At 38.8% G+C, this 18,485-nt stretch carries 15 protein-coding genes; 4 read left to right on the top strand and 11 right to left on the bottom strand.

Annotated elements, in window-relative coordinates:
- Positions 1-222 precede the first annotated feature (222 nt).
- Positions 223-1,773, top strand: a complete 1,551-nt coding sequence (locus IAR63_RS13915) for a P-loop NTPase family protein (RefSeq protein ID WP_187705677.1) — start codon at positions 223-225, stop codon at positions 1,771-1,773.
- On the opposite strand, the gene IAR63_RS13910 is transcribed toward IAR63_RS13915, so the two are convergent.
- The 10 genes from IAR63_RS13910 to rpmG form a co-directional block, all read right to left on the bottom strand.
- The gene (locus IAR63_RS13910; RefSeq protein ID WP_187705676.1) at positions 1,770-2,726 is read right to left on the bottom strand and encodes a glycosyltransferase family 2 protein; all 957 of its coding nucleotides are present in this window, start codon (positions 2,724-2,726) and stop codon (positions 1,770-1,772) included. The genes IAR63_RS13915 and IAR63_RS13910 overlap by 4 nt on opposite strands.
- 19 nt (positions 2,727-2,745) lie before the next feature.
- Complete coding sequence (locus IAR63_RS13905; protein WP_187705675.1) at positions 2,746-4,137, bottom strand: glycosyltransferase family 2 protein; 1,392 nt, start codon at positions 4,135-4,137, stop codon at positions 2,746-2,748.
- 190 nt (positions 4,138-4,327) lie between these two features.
- Complete coding sequence (locus IAR63_RS13900) at positions 4,328-5,098, bottom strand: class I SAM-dependent methyltransferase (RefSeq protein ID WP_187705674.1); 771 nt, start codon at positions 5,096-5,098, stop codon at positions 4,328-4,330.
- Positions 5,082-6,236, bottom strand: a complete 1,155-nt coding sequence (gene glf, locus IAR63_RS13895) for a UDP-galactopyranose mutase (protein WP_187705673.1) — start codon at positions 6,234-6,236, stop codon at positions 5,082-5,084. Before glf ends, IAR63_RS13900 begins: the two co-directional genes overlap by 17 nt.
- A 3-nt stretch (positions 6,237-6,239) precedes the next feature.
- The gene (locus IAR63_RS13890; RefSeq protein WP_187705672.1) at positions 6,240-8,153 is read right to left on the bottom strand and encodes a glycosyltransferase; all 1,914 of its coding nucleotides are present in this window, start codon (positions 8,151-8,153) and stop codon (positions 6,240-6,242) included.
- 745 nt (positions 8,154-8,898) lie between these two features.
- The gene (locus tag IAR63_RS13885) at positions 8,899-9,642 is read right to left on the bottom strand and encodes an ABC transporter ATP-binding protein (protein ID WP_187705671.1); all 744 of its coding nucleotides are present in this window, start codon (positions 9,640-9,642) and stop codon (positions 8,899-8,901) included.
- Between the two features lie 102 nt (positions 9,643-9,744).
- Positions 9,745-10,476, bottom strand: a complete 732-nt coding sequence (gene radC / locus IAR63_RS13880; RefSeq protein ID WP_096545218.1) for a RadC family protein — start codon at positions 10,474-10,476, stop codon at positions 9,745-9,747.
- Between the two features lie 146 nt (positions 10,477-10,622).
- Positions 10,623-12,674: a ribonuclease catalytic domain-containing protein gene (locus tag IAR63_RS13875; protein ID WP_187705670.1), complete on the bottom strand. Its 2,052-nt coding sequence runs from the start codon at positions 12,672-12,674 to the stop codon at positions 10,623-10,625.
- A gap of 538 nt (positions 12,675-13,212) precedes the next feature.
- Positions 13,213-13,428 carry a 30S ribosomal protein S18 gene (rpsR, locus tag IAR63_RS13870; protein ID WP_187705669.1) on the bottom strand — a complete coding sequence of 72 codons (216 nt, stop codon included), beginning with the start codon at positions 13,426-13,428 and terminating at the stop codon, positions 13,213-13,215.
- Complete coding sequence (gene rpmG, locus IAR63_RS13865; protein WP_187705668.1) at positions 13,429-13,623, bottom strand: 50S ribosomal protein L33; 195 nt, start codon at positions 13,621-13,623, stop codon at positions 13,429-13,431.
- 351 nt (positions 13,624-13,974) lie between these two features.
- Between rpmG and gatA the strand changes: the two genes are divergently transcribed.
- The 3 genes from gatA (at position 13,975) to IAR63_RS13850 (ending at position 17,252) form a co-directional block, all read left to right on the top strand.
- A complete protein-coding gene (gatA, locus tag IAR63_RS13860; RefSeq protein WP_187705667.1) occupies positions 13,975-15,435 on the top strand; it encodes an Asp-tRNA(Asn)/Glu-tRNA(Gln) amidotransferase subunit GatA in 1,461 nt (486 codons plus the stop codon).
- A gap of 115 nt (positions 15,436-15,550) precedes the next feature.
- Positions 15,551-16,543, top strand: coding sequence for a helix-turn-helix domain-containing protein (locus IAR63_RS13855; RefSeq protein WP_187705666.1), 993 nt, complete (start codon positions 15,551-15,553; stop codon positions 16,541-16,543).
- A 31-nt stretch (positions 16,544-16,574) separates the two neighbouring features.
- Positions 16,575-17,252, top strand: coding sequence for a uracil-DNA glycosylase (locus tag IAR63_RS13850; protein WP_057178992.1), 678 nt, complete (start codon positions 16,575-16,577; stop codon positions 17,250-17,252).
- Here the strand turns inward: IAR63_RS13850 and IAR63_RS13845 are convergent.
- Entirely contained in the window at positions 17,241-18,479 is a 1,239-nt protein-coding gene (locus IAR63_RS13845; RefSeq protein WP_187705665.1) for a glycosyltransferase family protein, read from the bottom strand. The two genes, IAR63_RS13850 and IAR63_RS13845, sit on opposite strands and share 12 nt — an antisense overlap.
- Positions 18,480-18,485: the final 6 nt, after the last annotated feature.

Below are 18,485 nucleotides of genomic sequence, written 5' to 3'. Positions count from 1 at the left end.
TTACGTTGAATTTTTGACCTGGTTTTTATGGTTTATTATAACCTAAGTGGTGGAATTAAATATAAGATGAATGTGGGATGAGTTTCATACTTCAACCCATCCTAGCAAATAATTGTACCTCCCCACTTATGCGATCGCACGACCATCAAGGATCCATATTAATGTCACTAGTGATTAATATTCCCTATTGGTGAATTTTTGAAATATCTATAAAAACCTATTATGAATAAATGGTTCAACACAGCAGGTCCATGTAAATCAGATATTCACTACATGTTACCTCCCACGGAACGCCTTCCTAAAGTGCGTACTCTAATTGATAGACAAAATTACTTTGTTATTCATGCTCCTCGTCAGGTGGGTAAAACTACTGCTATGTTGGCCTTAGCCCAAGAGTTAACCGAAAGTGGAAAATATACTGCTGTTATGCTTTCTGCTGAAGTAGGTGCTGCTTTCCCCCATGATCCTGTAGCAGCACAGGGAGCCATTTTAACCGAATGGCAACAATCTATTTGCTTTCGTTTACCATCAGAATTACAACCCACCCAATGGCCTGCTGTTGATAACAGCTCACAATTAAGCATATTCTTAAGTAATTGGGCAGTAACCTCTCCTCGTCCCTTAGTGTTCTTTTTAGATGAAATCGATGCACTAAGCGATGAAACCTTAATTTCCATCCTCCGTCAATTGCGCTCAGGTTATCCTAACCGTCCCCAGGGATTTCCCCATTCTTTGGGTTTAATTGGTATGCGAGATGTACGGGACTATAAGGTTAAGTCCGGTGGGGGCGATCGCCTGAATACAGCAAGTCCTTTTAATATTAAGGTGGAGTCTTTAACTATGGGTAACTTCACTTTTACAGATGTAAAGACTCTTTATCAACAACATACAAAAGCTACAGGACAGGTTTTCACACCAGAAGCTCTGGAATATTCCTTTTATTTAACCGATGGACAACCATGGTTGGTTAATGCTTTAGCTCGTCAAGCTACGGAAGATGTGGTGAAGGACACTAACCAACCCATTACCGTTGAAGTTATAGAAGAAGCCAAGGAAATTCTGATTCAGCGACAAGACACCCATTTGGATAGTCTTGCGGAAAGACTGCGGGAACCCAGAGTCAGAACCATTATAGAGCCAATTTTAGCTGGGGAGGAATTACCAGATGTTCCATCAGATGATATTCGCTACGTCCTGGATTTAGGACTTTGCCAGGATAAAAATGGTCAGGGGTTAGAAATTGCCAATCCCATCTATCGGGAAGTCATTCCCAGAGTGCTAACATATACTACTCGTTCTTCCATAGGGGTGATAGAACCCAGCTGGATTAGCGATCAAGGAGAATTATTGCCTGATAAATTATTACAAGTATTTCTGGAATTTTGGCGACAACACGGAGAACCATTACTGAAAAGCACCCCCTATCCAGAAATTGCTCCCCATTTAGTGCTAATGGCTTTTTTACACCGGGTGGTTAATGGTGGTGGTAGGTTAGAACGGGAATATGCTATTGGTTCGGGAAGAATGGATATTTGTTTACGTTATGGCAAAGTGGTAATGGGGATGGAACTGAAAGTTTGGCATCCAAAACGAAAAGACCCTCTCAGTCAAGGACTGAAACAATTGGATAAGTACCTTGCTGGACTAAACCTGGAAACTGGATGGCTAGTCATTTTCGATCGCCGTCCTAATTTACCTCCTATAGGCGATCGCACAACTACTCAAGAAGTAATTAGTCCTGCTGGGAGGTGTATTACTGTCATTCGTGGTTAATTTGAGGATTGAACAGATGTATTAACACCATGACTCCACCCCAGATATATACCTTTAATTGCCTGCTTAATATAATCTAATAGGATGTGATTATTCAGATTGTGACTGAATTTTAAGCGTAATATTCTTAGTAAACAGCGATAAATTAACAATGAACTCAAACGTAATAGAAAGATCCAGGATGGCATTTTATTATAGCCATGCTTTAAAGCGAAATAAGTGGTATTTTTTGCCAATGAGTACCAACAGGTCAGATGCTTTTGATCATAACGGTTATGACTGGGTTGAGGATAATGATGTACAATTGTATCGCAGTAGTGAATTTCGTAACCAGCTTGAATTAATCGTAAGCACACATCAGTTTCATCCAAAAAATATTCAAAAAACTCATCATAACCGTTGATTTTTGCCAGCAGTTCTTTACGGTAGGATGAATTTGTTCCCATCATTCCATTGTACCAAAAACCTTGGGGTTGATTATGGTTGGGTACTTTTCCTAAACGAATGGGAATCGTATGACTCATAACATTAGTAATACCTTGATAATATTGCCAAGGAATATCAGCTTTAGTCATATCTTTTACACTCCCACCGACTCCAGCACATTTATCACCTTTTAAAGTATATGTAGCAAGTAATTTATCCAACCAATCCCTTTGAGGAATTGCATCATCATCAATAAAAGCAACTATTTTACCAGATGATTTTTGTATGCCCATATTTCTAGAGACGCTGATGTTTTTGACTTGAGAAGTAAATATTTGAACAGAAAAATTTAAATCAATTTTGAGGCGATCGACTATTTTTCGGGTACTTTCATGATCAGAGGAATCTATGATAATAACCTCAAAATATTGATAATTAATTTGATTTAACGACTTGAGAGTTTTTTCCAAAGAATAACAACGGTTTACGGTGCAAATAACTACAGACACTAATTCTGGACTTGACATAGTTATCACTCATGACAGATTAACTATAAATAGTTGAAATTATCAACAACAATTTTTTTACCTTATTTACCCAAAAGGGGTGAAGTAGATTTGAGATAACCAGCTTATTAAAAGATTTGTCAGATTTTTTAACCAAGTGAGTCATCCGTAGGTATATTTTTAAAAACCCATACACTACTCCCAGACTATCCAATATAATTTGAGTGAAACAAATCTGGGATTTCACATAACCGTTACCGGTAAAGAAATAAAGTTGTTTAGACAAAAAAAGATAATAAAAATTTGGGTTCCAGTAGCTGACAATTGCTAAGTCTACGGGTTTAGAAAAACAAGATATAAATGACAAATAAACCCAAGCCCATAAACTCTTATGCTTGTTAGGTGGATACCAGAGGGTAAATTTTTGCTCTTGGTTAACATCCAGAAAGTCGCAAATATGTTGATAGATAGAAGCTTGTATTAATACCTGTCCATTATGAGGTAAAATTTCTCCTAAAGTACAACCTGATAACAAATTGGGTATTTCACCTTGAATTAGGTTGAGGAAGTCTGTCATAGCTTGCAAATGAATTAATGCCCAAAAATGGCGTCCAGTCAGGGAATAATAAACCAACTTAGGAAATAATATTCTCAAACGTCTTAATAAGAGATCTGGTCTATGTTTGTGCCAACAATAGAGGAGATTGCGTTCGTCATAATAACTAATCCAAAGACGCTGTTTAAAATCTGGTGAACGGTGCCAAATAATTGATGCGGGATGAGCAGCAACCACCCAACCAAATTGTTTAGCTCTTAAACACCATTCTACGTCATCAAAGTGTAAAAAATAATTTTCAAAAACGCCTATTTGGTGAATTATTTCCCTTCTCAATAATAATGAAGCAGCAGCACAAATATCTACGGTGAGATAATTCTTACTGTTTAAAATTTCTGCTGGAGATTGAACCGGTGAATTACCTAAATAGGTTTGCAAGTGGGCTTTGGGTTCGTGAATATAACTCCCTATTTCTTGAACAATATCTGGATTATCTAACTTCCTAATTTGAGATCCTACCAACCCCACTTCTGCATATGTGTTTAAAGTTTCCACTAAAGGGACTAAAGCATAAGGATCTAACCGTACATCATTATCAAGTAACCAAACGTATTGATAATCAAGATTACTGACAAAATTCATCCCTTGGGAAAAACCACCAGAACCACCAAGGTTTTTTCCGGTTTGTAAAACTTTGATGTGTGGATAATGGAGTTCAAGATAATTCTGGGTTCCATCCTGTGAAGCATTATCAACCACAAAAATATCTAAAGATATGTTCTGTAAATCTAGATTTTCTATGTCTTCAATTACCGCACAAACATCCTTACGTTTGTTCCATGTGACAATAATAGCAGCGACTTTAGTGATTTTCATAAATCATAGACTAAGGTAAGTTGGCGTTAAAAGACCAAACTATGTAAAGATAAATAGGATAAGTGGGTGAGTGGAATTAAACATGAACGTAGGTTGGGTTGAGGAACGAAACCCAACGCCCTCATGGGGATCCTACAAATAATTGTGTCCCCTACTTAAATAACGGAATAAATTACAAATTTGCTCTTGATCATGTATTAAAATCTATAATTCCAATACCCATCCATTCTTCAGCAATATGACTAATTTCCCAAATAGAAGCTGAGTGACAATAGGATAATTTAAGATCATTCCAACATCGTCTTGTACCACCATCTAGGTGATCATATTCCGTAGCATTAATATCATGAAAAGCACAGAATTTAGCATGACGTCCCACATTCATAAAATCTCTTTTCATGCCATGATAGGAATGGTCTCCATCGATATAAACCAGATCAAATTTCTTGCCAATAAAGTCAGCAGATGTAGCAGGAATAGCTTTTTCTAGGGGTAAAATAGATGAAAAATATTGCCAATCTCTAAAGTTATCCTCTATATCAACACAGATATAATGAAAATCTTTGTTGAATTTAGACAACACAGCGCAGCATAAAACAGAGAATCCTCCATACATCACTCCCACTTCTAAAAATGATTGGGGTTGTTTTTGAATAGAGAAAATTAAAAAGTCAGCTAATTCTGTAGGAATTTGTAATGGTCCATAATCAGAAGCATTAAGATATTGTTGATAAGGAGCGTAAAGATTCCATCCTTGGTATGCACAACCATAATCTCTGATTTTATCTAACAAAAAACCTCGGTTGTTTACTTCTGTTTTATCAGCTAATAAAATAGAATTAATAACCATTCTACCCTTATTAAAATCATATTCAATTGCTTGTTTACGCATGATATCTATGAGAGTGGCACCATCCCATAAATTCTGGCTTTGTATTTGAGCGTTAATTCGAGTTTCCATCAGAGCTTTTACCTGTAATAAGAGGATAATAAGAAAGTTGACTAATGCGGTTTTCAAAAACTGTGAGAGCAGCAGCAACTACCTGATCCATGTTGTAATATTGGTACTGTGCTAACCTACCAACAAAAGTTACTGATGCCAGTTTATCTGCAGCAGTTTTATATTGTTCAAATAAATCACGATTTTCTGGACGAGGTATGGGATAATACGGGTCTCCCTCCGATTGGGGATATTCATAATAAATGGTGGTTTTCGGGTGTTTTTGTCCCGTGATATGTTTAGATTCTACTATTCTCGTAAAGTCATAATCATTGGGATAATTGACAACAGCAACAGGTTGAAAATATTCAACATCGTGAGTTTCAAATTCAAAGCGTAAGGAACGATAGGGAAGTTGACCAAATTTGTAATCGAAAAACTGATCAATTGGTCCTGTATAAATTAAATGGTCAAATTTTAACCACTTTTCCACATCTTGAAAGCTTGTATTGAGCATAATCTTAATATTGGGATGTGCCAACATATTTTCAAACATTTTTGTATAACCATGTAGTGGCATTAACTGATATTTATCGCCAAAATAACGGTTATCTTTATTTGTTCTCACGGGAATACGAGCGCACACAGAAGCATCTAGTTGGTGAGGCCATAAATTCCATTGTTTATAAGTATAGTTTTTAAAAAACTTCTCATATAAATCATTTCCGACCTTACTGATTACAGCTTGTTCTGAATTTTCAATTCTGTCATATTTTTGCTTAATTTGTTCATAAAAATCTGCAACTTCTTCATTATTAAGATTTAAACCATACATTTTGTTGATTGTATTTAAGTTAATAGGAATTGGATATAAATCACCATCAACTCTGGCTAAAACTTGATGTTGATAAACTCGCCATTGAGTAAATTGCGAAAGGTAATCAATGATTTTTTTACTATTAGTATGAAAAATATGCGCTCCATATTTATGAATTAATACCCCCGCATTATCATAACAATCAAAGGCATTACCACCAATATGATGACGAGTATCAATTACCAAAACTTTACGATCAAGCTGTGTAGATATACAATTTGCTAGAGTGCAACCAGCAAAACCAGCTCCAACAATCAGAAAATCAAACATTCTATCGTACATAATTTATTCTCCATATTTAGGACACTGTGGTGCTATTTCTAGATAAGTTTCCCAGAAATCAGGACTGGTAAATTTAGCAAATGAGTCTATATATTGCCGTTTAGTTCTTTCTAGTTGAATCATCATTAATAATGCCAACCACAAAGCCGATATAAAAATTCTAAAAAATTCCCTCCGGCAAAATTTAACTATGAATCCTTCCTGTGTTGTTAAGTTGTAATATAAAACTTTTTTCACCCTAAAGGTATTTAAGGGTCTACCATTATTAGATGGCACAATACTATATCCCTTATCGCTCAATGTGTCATCCTCAAAAAATAACCAATCGGGTAAAAGATGACCATTGAGAGTTAAAAGTCTCCAAAACCTATGTAATTTACTTTCAGTCTTTTCTACACTTTCCCAATATTTTTTATACACAAAGCATAGGTCTGGATTTCTACTAGTTTTTTCCCCGGATTGACAGACTTGTCTATGCTTTTCCTCCGGATGGTTAGCAACTAAAGCATGGGGACCTTTGAGGAAATCTACGGTGGCTTTGATAATACTTTCTGCTGTTTCATATCTATAGCAAAATAGTTCCCTTAACAAGGGCTTTAAAAACCATTTGATTGCTTTTATTCTACTAAATTCTGGTTCAAAATATAGGCTATGGTAAATCATACTATTTCGGAAATAGTAATATTCAATAGATGGATTTTTTTTATTTTCAAATGGTTCATGCCATACACTTATACCATTTAAAATGATGATTTTTTTGCCGATTCTTCGACAAAATTCTACATCGTCTACTTTGATAAAAAATGGATATGGTAGTCCATGCTCTTTGATTATGTGAACCGGAAAGCAAAAAAACCACCAACCACTGTAATCAATATACTCATCTACTTCATTGAACAAGGTATCTTTTAATTTCCTTAAATCCATATTCTGCTTGACTGGTACAAAACCTTGATTTCTGTTCCAGTATGCTCCCTTTTCATGCTGTATATATTTCTTATCTAGTCTTAACATACTACTGCCAAGACAAATTTCTTTTTGATATTTTCCATGGCATAAACTCAAGAAAACCCATACCCTGTTAAAAATTTCTGGGTGAAAGAGAATGTCATCATCCATCAGCAGAATATGAGAGAACTGATTTGAATTTTCAATTACTTCCAGCATTCCTCTGGCAAAACCTCCACTCCCTCCTGCATTTTTATTGGGTATAAGGTGAATTTTTAAGTTATTATTGATATCTTTAATATTTTCTATACTTAATGTTCTACCATTATCAATGATCCATACTTCTAATTGATTTCTATATTGGGGATTTTCTGAGAGATGTGATCCTAATAATTGAATATTTTTTTGAATATACTTTTCTCTTTTGTAAGTACAAATTACCAATGCTATTTTTACCTGTTGGTTGGGTTGCTCGGAAGTTGAAAAGTGACCGTGACTAATCTGACACATTTCTAGAGCTAGGATTTCTAAATATATCATTCCCGTATAGGATGATATATCCAGATTTTTAAAAACTAGGATTTCCTCCAATTGCTTGGTTGTGTTACTCTTGATTATTTTTTGTGCCAAGAGGGTTTTAGTCTCACCTAATCTGTCAATGTTATAAAGACTCACCTTGCCAGTCCCTTGAAACTTTAAACTGACATTTATATCTACTAAACTAGTATATTCTCGCCAATTGTCCACATAAAAACCATTGAAATATGTGTCTAAACTAACAAGATTACCCGGTTTTAACTCCAGGATTTGATGCTCATAGTTAAAGATTACCTGATCATTATTCCTAAAAAATAATTCTTCAACTGTACAAATGGTAGTTGTGGGAAAAATAATATTTTGCAGATGATGGTTCTCTATTTTCTGGCGAGGAATCTGATGGAGAGAGGGCAATTCCAGTTGATTAACCATAAATTTTTTGTTCTTTATCTAAAGGATAAACACATCCTTGTGAATATCCTGTTTGTACTGTTATGGCAAATCAATAATCAAGATGCAAACCGAATAAACACTTAATTAAAAAGCCAATATTATGTATTAATCGTAATCTTTAACTATTTTTGACTCTAGTTTTCCATTAATTCCCCCAATTAAGTAGGGAGGCACAATTATTTGTACCTACGAAAATCTATTGCTACGTCCCGGGTAATTGTTGATAACGCTACCTTTCATCGTGGTGGTCGGATTGCTCAATATTTATTGTGATTTGTAAATCACAGTCACAAAGCGCTTTTGGTGATGAGATCTGCTGCGCACCATTTTTTTCCAATGGTGGGGGTTGACTATTGACTCTTGGACGTGATACCCTGATAATGGAAATCTGTGCATTTTTTTTGCGGATGCTCACACTCCATTATATTTAACCTTCATAGTACCACATTTTTATCCCCTCGACCACAAAAAAACTTATCTCATCCCCCCATAAATATAATTTTTCCTTATTATTTATCCCTACATGTACATACATGAATGTAGATAAACAAATTTAATAACGCACTTATATCTTGTTAGTTTGTTGGGTTTCGTATTAAACTCAACCTACGAAAATCTATTACTACGTTCCGGGTAATTGTTGATAACCCTACCTTTCATCATGGTGGTCGGAAAGAGGAGGTTGGTAGCTGAATAAAAATCTTTCTCCCCCATCTCAACTGACTTATCCAGGAATAGCTGTACCAGTTAAATAAGACTGAACAGCATGCTGTGCATCACCGACATATTTTACTTGTCCATGGTCTAACCAAACTATTCTTTGACAAGAATGTTTAACAAACTCTAAATCATGGGAGACCACTAAAACTGTTGCATCCGCATTCCAAAATCTTTCAATCCGCTGTTGACATTTATGCTTAAATCTTTCATCTCCCACAGATAAAACCTCATCCAAAATTAAAATGTCTGGTTGCACATCCGTAGCAATAGCAAAACCCAACCTTGCTACCATCCCAGAGGATAATCCTTTAACGGGAACTAAAGCATAATCTTGCAATTCAGCAAATTCTAAAATTGAATATGCTCTTGCTTTCATTTCCGATCTAGAAAATCCTAATAATACTCCGTAAAGTACAATATTATCCATAACGGAAATATCAGGATCAAAACCTGCACCTAGTTCGATTAAAGGTGCTATTTTGCCATTGATACGTACCTTACCCTGGGTAGGTCGCAAAATGCCACAAATGATTTTTAAAAGTGTGGATTTGCCAGAACCATTAGCACCAATAATTCCAATTTTCTCCCCTTGTTTTACGACTAAATTTATATTATCTAAAACTAATTTTTTCACGGGTTTACGATATTTACCTTCCACAATGGAAAGTAGGGTTCTTTTTAAATCGTAGGAAAACTCTTCTTGTGTTCTTCTCCACAGGGAAACTTGGTTGAGCTGAATTACTTCCATTACAATAAGTACATAAATTGATTTCGCCTAGCTGGAAGATAAATCCACGCCAGGGATGACATAATCATATCCTATGGTAACCACACCACAAGTTCTAACTCACTAATTCTCCTGGGGGAAATCATCCCAAAGACTAGTAATCTCTCGCAAACTTTGATGATTGCCATTACCCAATATCAGATGGTCTAATATGGGAATATTTAATAGCTGTGCGCCTGATAACAACTGTCTGGTCAAGTCTATGTCTGCTTGGCTAGGATCTAGATTACCCGAAGGATGATTATGGGCAATTATCATACGTGTTGCACCATGTCGAATCACCTCTCGAAAAATGTCCCGGGGAGAAGCTAAGGTTTCAGTTGCAGTACCAATGGTAATTATTTTCGTTCCTAAAAACCGATTTTTCACGTCTAATAGTAAAACTGCAAATTTCTCTTGACTTTGCCACATTAAATCCTGACTTAGGGTAGCTGCAGCTGCTATGGGACTGTCAATAATCGCTCCCTCCGCAGGACGAGATAGAAAAACTCTTTTTCCTAGTTCCACCGCAGCTAAAATCGATGTGGCCTTTGCAGATCCCACACCGTGAATTTCGGTCAACTGAGCAGGGGTAGCATCCCGCAAAGCAGCTAATGGATCCCCTTGATCTCTTCCTAGTTCTTGCAGTATGTGTTGACCCAACCCCACGGCGGATAGTTTACCAGGACCTTGTCCAGTTCCTAGTAGAATAGCAATCAGTTCCGCAGTAGCTAAAACCTTCGCCCCATGGGTAATTAGTCTTTCCCTCGGACGCTCATTTTCTGGTAGGTCACTTATTCTCAGACAATAGGTCATATCAGTGATTGTACGGTTGTGTGACAAAAACTTAGTGCTATCTTACAACCTACCAACCCAAAATATCCATCGTCAGATTTTCTATGGTGAATCAATCAAATTTGCATCTCCTGTACTTGGATCATACGTAATGGTATGGACAAGACTTAATTTACAACATCTTGATACACTATTTCTTGAAACTGGATAATATCCTTTTGCGGATCCGCAAGAGCTACCTTGACTAATACCCTTTCACCCAATTTTACAGAGCGCTTAAATACCATTGGTAGTTGTAGACCTAGATCCTCTAACAAAATCAATGCCAGATTACTATCTTCCCTTAACCACATCAAAACTATCACCTCCCATACTTGTTCCAGATGGCGACGTAGGTATTCTAAGGCGTAGTATCTGTTGGTTTGCCGTTCTACCATGGTTAATTCTTGGGTGGTATTGCTCACGGTCATCATCACTTCTCTGATTTGTTCAGCAGAAAAAGGTGGTTCCTCACCCCGTAAATGGGCTTTGAGTTGAAAGTGGGTGAGTAGGTCGCTGTAACGACGAATAGGGGAAGTAGCCTGAGTATAAGTGTCTAATCCTAAACCTGCATGACGGAGGGGAGTGGTGCTCATCTCGCTTTTTGGCATACATCGACGTAGAGCACAAAATCTCACAAACCCTGGAGGGAGTTGCAGTAATTCGTCTTCCGGTGGTAGTTCGGGTTGGGGTTGACCACGAAAGGGTAGGGGAATATTATGGCTTTGAGCATAACGTGCTGCTACTTCTCCCGCTAAAATCATCATTTCCGCCACTAATTGTCGAGATGGAGACTCATCCAATATATCTATACTGATCTCATCATTTTTGACTTTGATCATCGCTTCTGGCATGGTAATACTGATTGCGCCCTGGTTGTTTCTCCAGATTTTCCTTTTCTGTGCTAAACCGGCGATCGCCTGGATTTCTGGTTCTGCTTGCACTGCTAAATCTAGCATTTCGTCCACATCTTCGTAGGTCAGGCGATAGGTAGGTTTAATTAAACAGGGATGAATACTATACTCTGCAACCCCGCCACTATCATCTAAAATTACGCTGAAGCTCAGGGAACAACAAAGCCTTCCCTGTACCAGACTCATGGGACCTGTGGCCAATACTTCTGGAAACATGGGGATCATTCCTGTGGGTAGGTAAACCGTACTACCGCGTCTCCTAGCTTCTAGATCTAACTCGTCTTCTGGTATTAACCACCGGGTGGGGTCGGCAATATGTATCCAGACCCGTTGTCTCCCATCCTCCAGCACTTCACAGCTTAAACCATCATCTATTTCTGTAGTGCTTTCATCATCAATAGTATATACTTTTAGATGCTTGAGGTCTAAACGGTTAACATCTAAATCCGCTGGTGGGGAATCCAAAATTTCTTGCGCCACTTCTAATATTTTGTTAGGGAACTGAACGGGAATTGAGGAACGACGCAGGAATAGGTTTTCATGGGGACTCCACCACCCTAAGTCGATCAGTAATTGCAAAGCTGCTGGGGGAGTTGCAGAACGTCCCAGCATATTCATAGTTTCTAACACGGGACCTGGAGGTGGATAGTTACGCACCAAAGATTCCGAATTTACCCCCATACGTATAATGTCAGCTACTAGAGTAGCATATTTTTCCAGGGCATCTAAACGCTGACGGTCAGACTTTTGCCATTCTACTGTGTCACCCTCGAGTGCCCGCTCTACTCGGAGTAAAAATTCCTGTTGTCCTTGGGCTTTTTGGGTTTCTACTTCTATCTGGTGTTTTCTTTCTGCTACCTGGGAGGCACTACGCGGTTCATAAACTTCCCCCTTTTGCTTGAAAAATAGTTTGTCATCCGATAGTAAGCAATGGGCGGCGTAACACTGGTATGGTGAGGACTCAGAAAACAGTAGATTTGCCATTTGACTGGGGGTGACACTTGCTCCCTCAGCTACCAACAATTCCCACGCCACCTCTAAACTTGATGGATCTAAGTAAGGTGCAACCTGATCCAAAAACTTACCAATCTGGGTTGGTTTATAACCCTCTCCATTAACGATATAGGTTATTTGTCGGGGTGCTAGGCTGTGGGATTGACCCCGTTCATCCACCACGAACCAACGAGTCTTACCGTCTGGACGATCTACCACTCCCAGTCGGCGATCGCCTTGAACCCTAAATTCAACCAGCGTCCCCTTCTCCACAACCTTCTTACTTTCTAGTAATTTTAAATTCTATATTTTAACACTCAATTTGGCTCTTTTAGACTTGGTAAATTTGACTGACCCTGATACTTTATTTGTCAACGACACATTTTCGTATCTTGAGCCAAAAACTTCCGCCTCTAAAACCTTAGTTGCAAGCATGTGTAGCTACTCCGCAATGTTGACGGAATAGAGTCACCTGTTTGTTATTGGGTTTTAATTCCCAACAATTACCGCTTGTTTGTTTATGGATAAAGCTAACTAGATTTGTATAACTTGACCATATTACGCCCTAACGGCTTATAAATATCTGACCAGAGGCTTGACCTTGAACTTCCAGTTAGAAACTTGCCACCTAAGTAGTCTATTGCTTCCCATCTGTTTAAGGTCGTGCCCATGCCTCATGCCGACCATTTATATACTATACATTGGTTTACTCAAAATGACAAGCCTGTTTCCCAGGAAGGACCGTCCTGGAAGGACGGGGCTTGTGTCTTTTGGTCCAGCGGTATTTTTGGTAGAATCACCCAGCAGCTACTCACCCTTCGGCATTGATAAATGGCAACAGGGCTATAATGCGGGCTCTTTTAATCGCCAAGGTCAATTGCCGTTGTTGCTGCGATGTCAACCCAGTAATCCTTCTTGGTAGAATCTTACCACGTTCCGTAATGAATTTACGCAGTAAATCCACATCTTTATAATCTATGGGTTCTCCTGGTTTTATAGGTGACAGACGACGACGATAATAGCTCATTTACTTAATTTCCTTGTGAACAGTATGCTTATTACAATGGGGGCAGAACTTTTTCAGCTCTAACCGATTGGTCGTGTTCCGACGATTCTTAGTGCTAGTATAGCGAGAAACGCCTGGGGAACGTTTGTCTAGATTTGTTCGACACTCGGTGCATTCTAGTGTCACTATTATGCGCGCACCTTTGCTCTTAGCCATAATTTTACAAACAGTAAAGCCGGGAGGAATTTAACACAAATAATTATCTTCTCACATATGACCGCATTTTTTCAACTACTCGCTCAACTTTTTCCACAAATACTCACAATGCTTAACTAATGCCTTTTCAAATAGTCAACATATAATAGCTAAAGCGAGTTTATTCTTTTTAATTTATATTTAATATATTTAAAGGTGATCCCGGGTCGCACCAGGTTTGTGGGAAATTTTTGAAGAGTTACTCAAATTTGGAAAAAATATATGTTACAGTCGGGGAGTTACAATGGGTCTCCAGACTGGTCAGCTTAACAAAACCAAAAAAATTATTGATTACTTTATTTATCTTAACCTATGCCATCCATTCGCCAATTACACCAACAGCTAGTCAATAAAGAACGTTCCGCTATTGAAATTGTCCAATACTACTTAGAAAGAATTCACCTTTTAGAACCAAAGCTACACAGTTTTTTGAATATTACTGGGGAACATGCTTTAGCACAAGCTGGTAATGTGGATGGGAAGATCGCTGCAGGGGAAGAAATCAGTATTTTGGCTGGCATACCTATTGGTGTGAAAGATAACCTATGTACCAAGGGGATTGTTACCACCTGCGGGTCAAAAATTCTGGAAGGGTTTATCCCCCCTTATGAGTCAACGGTAACTCAAAAGTTAAATCAGATGGGAGCAGTGACAGTAGGAAAGACTAATTTGGATGAGTTTGCCATGGGGAGTTCTACGGAAAATTCCGCCTATCAAACCACTGCTAACCCTTGGGATATATCCACAGTTCCCGGTGGTTCCTCCGGAGGTTCAGCAGCAGCAGTAGCAGCAGCAGAATGTGTGGTATCCCTGGGTTCGGACACGGGAGGATCAATCCGTCAACCAGCTTCTTTTTGCGGTGTGGTAGGGATGAAACCTACTTATGGACTGGTTTCTCGCTACGGATTGGTTGCTTATGCTTCTTCTTTGGATCAAATAGGTCCTTTTGGTAGAACCGTGGAAGATGCAGCAATTTTGTTAAATGCGATCGCCGGTTATGATCCTCATGACTCCACCAGTTTAAAAGTGGAAATTCCCGATTACACTGCCAATTTAACGTCGGATTTAAAAAGGAAAAAACTCAAAGTGGGGGTAATTAGGGAAACCTTTGGTGAGGGTCTAGATGAGGAGGTTTCCTCAGCAGTCAACCAGGCGATCGCCCAATTAAGAGATTTAGGGGTAGAAATCCAGGAAATCTCCTGTCCTCGTTTCCGCTATGGGGTTCCCAGTTACTACATCATTGCTCCGTCAGAAGCATCAGCCAACCTTGCTCGTTATGATGGTGTGAAATATGGGATTCGCGCCCAGGATCCGGATAATTTGTTATCCATGTATAACCGCACCCGTGCCATAGGATTTGGACCAGAAGTTAAACGACGAATTATGATTGGTACTTATGCTTTAAGTGCAGGCTATTATGATGCTTATTACTTAAAAGCCCAAAAGGTTCGTACTTTGATAAAGGAAGATTTTGAACAGGCATTTACTAAAGTTGATGTTCTACTAACCCCCACAGCACCAACCACAGCATTTAAAGCTGGGGAAAAAATAACAGACCCTTTAAGTATGTATCTCAATGACCTAATGACTATTCCTGTTAATCTAGCTGGATTGCCTGCAATTAGCGTGCCCTGTGGTTTTGATAGCAAGGGTTTACCAATTGGAATGCAATTAATTGGGAAGGTGCTAAGGGAGGATCAACTTTTTCAGGTAGCCTACGCCTATGAGCAGTCAAATAACTGGCATTTAAAAACTGCCATGATGTCCGAATAATTACATCTGATTGTGCCAATGATAGATTGATGGATAAAAATCCTGATGTGACAATAAATCTCAGAATGGACACAATAGATAAAATTACTGTTGAAAAATTTAAGAGAGTCAAATCATGACTACCGCATCTCCGTACTCCGCTAATATCCCTGGGCATCCCACTGAGCCAATCAGTAAGGAAGAATTGCGATCGCTGCTCAAAGAGGTAGAATCCCAACTGTATCATAGCCACGCTTACCATCTAGTCATAGATAAGGCTCAAAAGCTATTTGATATATCCAATGAACAGCTCACCAATTTCAATAAGTTAATACAAGCCGTTAGTAGAGAAGCGATCGCCCTAACTTTTGAGCGATTTGTCACCAAACAATCTGCTACTAGCACAGATACTAGTATAGATAAGACTAAAAATGATCCCAGTCCAAAACCAAAAGCTCAGCAAAAATCAGATACTGTAAAACCTGAAAACAAACCGGTTCCACAAAAAACATTCAAAAAGTGGCCATGGCAAAATCAAAAACTTTCTAAAAGTCAACTAGTTGCAAAAAAAGCGGAGGAAGAGAGATTAGAAGCCTTACGTCAAATAGGTGCACAACTGAAAAAAGCTAGGGAATCTCAAGGGTTAACCCTAGACAAACTAACTATGTATACTTACATATCATCAAATCAGATGGCAGCACTAGAAAATGGGGAGATTGAAAAATTGCCGGAGGATGTGTTTATTCGTGGCTTTATCAGAATTATGGGTAATGCTTTAGGATTAAATGGAGCCAATTTGGCTAGTTGTTTCCCCATCAGTAATGAGTGTAAATCCATTTTACCATCTTGGTATATAAATAAAAAACCTTCCCAATCATTGAACATAGAACTTAGTTCCGCCCATTTATATTTGGGATACACAGCTCTTGTAGCTGGTGCTGTAGGTGGGTTATCCATGATCCACGATCATGTAAATAATCACAAAAATTCTCAATTAATTGCTCCCACCTTGTCATCATCATGTGGGCCAGGTGAAAAAGCCACAAATGTTAATCATCAAAGTCCCATACAGCATGGTAAAATAGGAAGTTGTTTCGGTCCTCAAATTTCCCCACCCGAGGCGCTATAGAAACTACCAGGAACAGTTGAAAGCCATCTTCATGAACAGCGACACCCAACTAAGTCTATTTAACGAATCAGTCCTTGACCAAAAGGGGCTGATTCCCACTGATGCCAAAATTCCCGTTCCCGTGGGAACCTATGTAAATGTGAACGAGTTAACACTCCACTGTGAAAATTGTCATCGGTGTGGACTGGGTAAAAATCGCACTCATGCAGTGGTAGGAAGGGGAAACCCACAAGCTAAAATCATGATTATTGGCGAAGCACCAGGACAACATGAAGATGAAACTGGCTTGCCATTTGTGGGTAAATCTGGACAGTTGTTAGATAAAATCCTGGCATCCGTGAATTTGACCACAGAGCAGGATGTGTATATATGCAACATTGTCAAATGTCGTCCACCGGAAAACCGAGTTCCTACTTCAGAGGAAAGTGATGCTTGTAGACCGTACCTATTAGAACAAATCCGCCTGATTGATCCAAAAATCATTTTATTAACAGGTGCTACTGCTGTAAAAGGGGTTACAGGTAGCAAGCTGCCAATTACGAAAATTCGCGGGCAGTGGTTAGAATGGGAAGGACGCTTATGTATGCCCATTTTTCATCCTTCCTATCTATTGCGTAACCCTTCCAAAGAGCAAGGGTCCCCCAAGTGGTTAATGTGGCAAGACATACAACAAATCAGAAACAGATATGATCAAATATCAAGCAGATAACAAAGTCCCTACCAGCTGGGCCAAACGTTTCGCAGCGCCACTTTCACCCCTAGTTGTTAGTAATTGGTGTTTCATTTGAGCCAATTTGAGAGGATTTTCTAACAGGTCTAAAACCATTTCTCCCACCGCGTGAGGTGCCAAGTTACCAACCAATTCCGGGACAATTTCTCGCCCCGCCCAAATATTAGGCCAGGCCAGTAAACCCTTATTTCGGAGGAACCACCAATTAATCAATTTTGCCAAACTGGAACCCACAAAGGGTAAATTTGCCAGCAGTCCCGGTAGACCATCCCAAGAGCGCATAGCATCTAATTGTTGGGTGGGTAATAACACAATCATTGGTACACCTAAAGCTCCCAGTTCAGCAGTGTTTGCTCCCACCGTAGTCAGACAAATAGCACAGGAAGATAACAGGTGATAAGCGGGGTTTTCCTGAGTCAATTCTACCATCAACCCCCCAGAAGTTTCTAGATAATTATCCTTTAAGTATGCACCTTGAAAACCAAAGGATTGGGCAAACTTATTTTTTTGAGGATTGGCAAAACTGGCCAAGGTCAGTAAATCTAGAGTGGGTGCTACGGGTATAAAAAACTTGGTATGGGGTCTTTTAGCATAAATATATTCGGCTATAGCTAATTCTAGGGGCACACCCTGAGTCAACTTAGCAGGTTTGGATCCGGGTAAAAGTCCAACCAAATGTCTTCCAACTTCTAAACTAGGGGATTGTGAAGTTGCATAATCCTTATTAGCAGCTTCTAACATCAGGTCACCCACAACATGAAACTTATGAATGTGCTTGGGTGGAACATTTTTTATTACCTGGGAGTTCATAACGGCAAAACAGTCAATTAAATTATGCCATCTAGCTTCCCATTCCGCATAAACTAGGGTTTTGTATCCCAATTTTCTGCCAACAATCACAGGGAAAACTTGATCTCCCCCCAGAAATATCACCACACCTTTTTTACGCCAATCCCAATTTTCCGCAGTTTTGCCCATGAATAAAAACTGCCAGAAGTATTCAGGAGCTTGAACTCTGTTGACCTGTGGATAGGATTTAGCGATCCTAGCTTCCTCACCAGTACCATGGGGACACGGTGATAAAATCACAGAAATTCTCACCTGAGAAATATCATTGCCCAACTGTTCTCTGAGAGCTATGACCACAGGACGTACCCAAGTTGTTACTTCTCCCGGTCCATTAGAAAGAATTAGAATATCAGTCATATCTTT

The sequence above is a fragment of the Cylindrospermopsis curvispora GIHE-G1 genome (genome assembly GCF_014489415.1).
GTDB lineage: Bacteria > Cyanobacteriota > Cyanobacteriia > Cyanobacteriales > Nostocaceae > Raphidiopsis > Raphidiopsis curvispora_A.
Note: the sequence above shows the minus strand (reverse complement) of the source record. Positions and strands in the feature narration are given on the sequence as shown.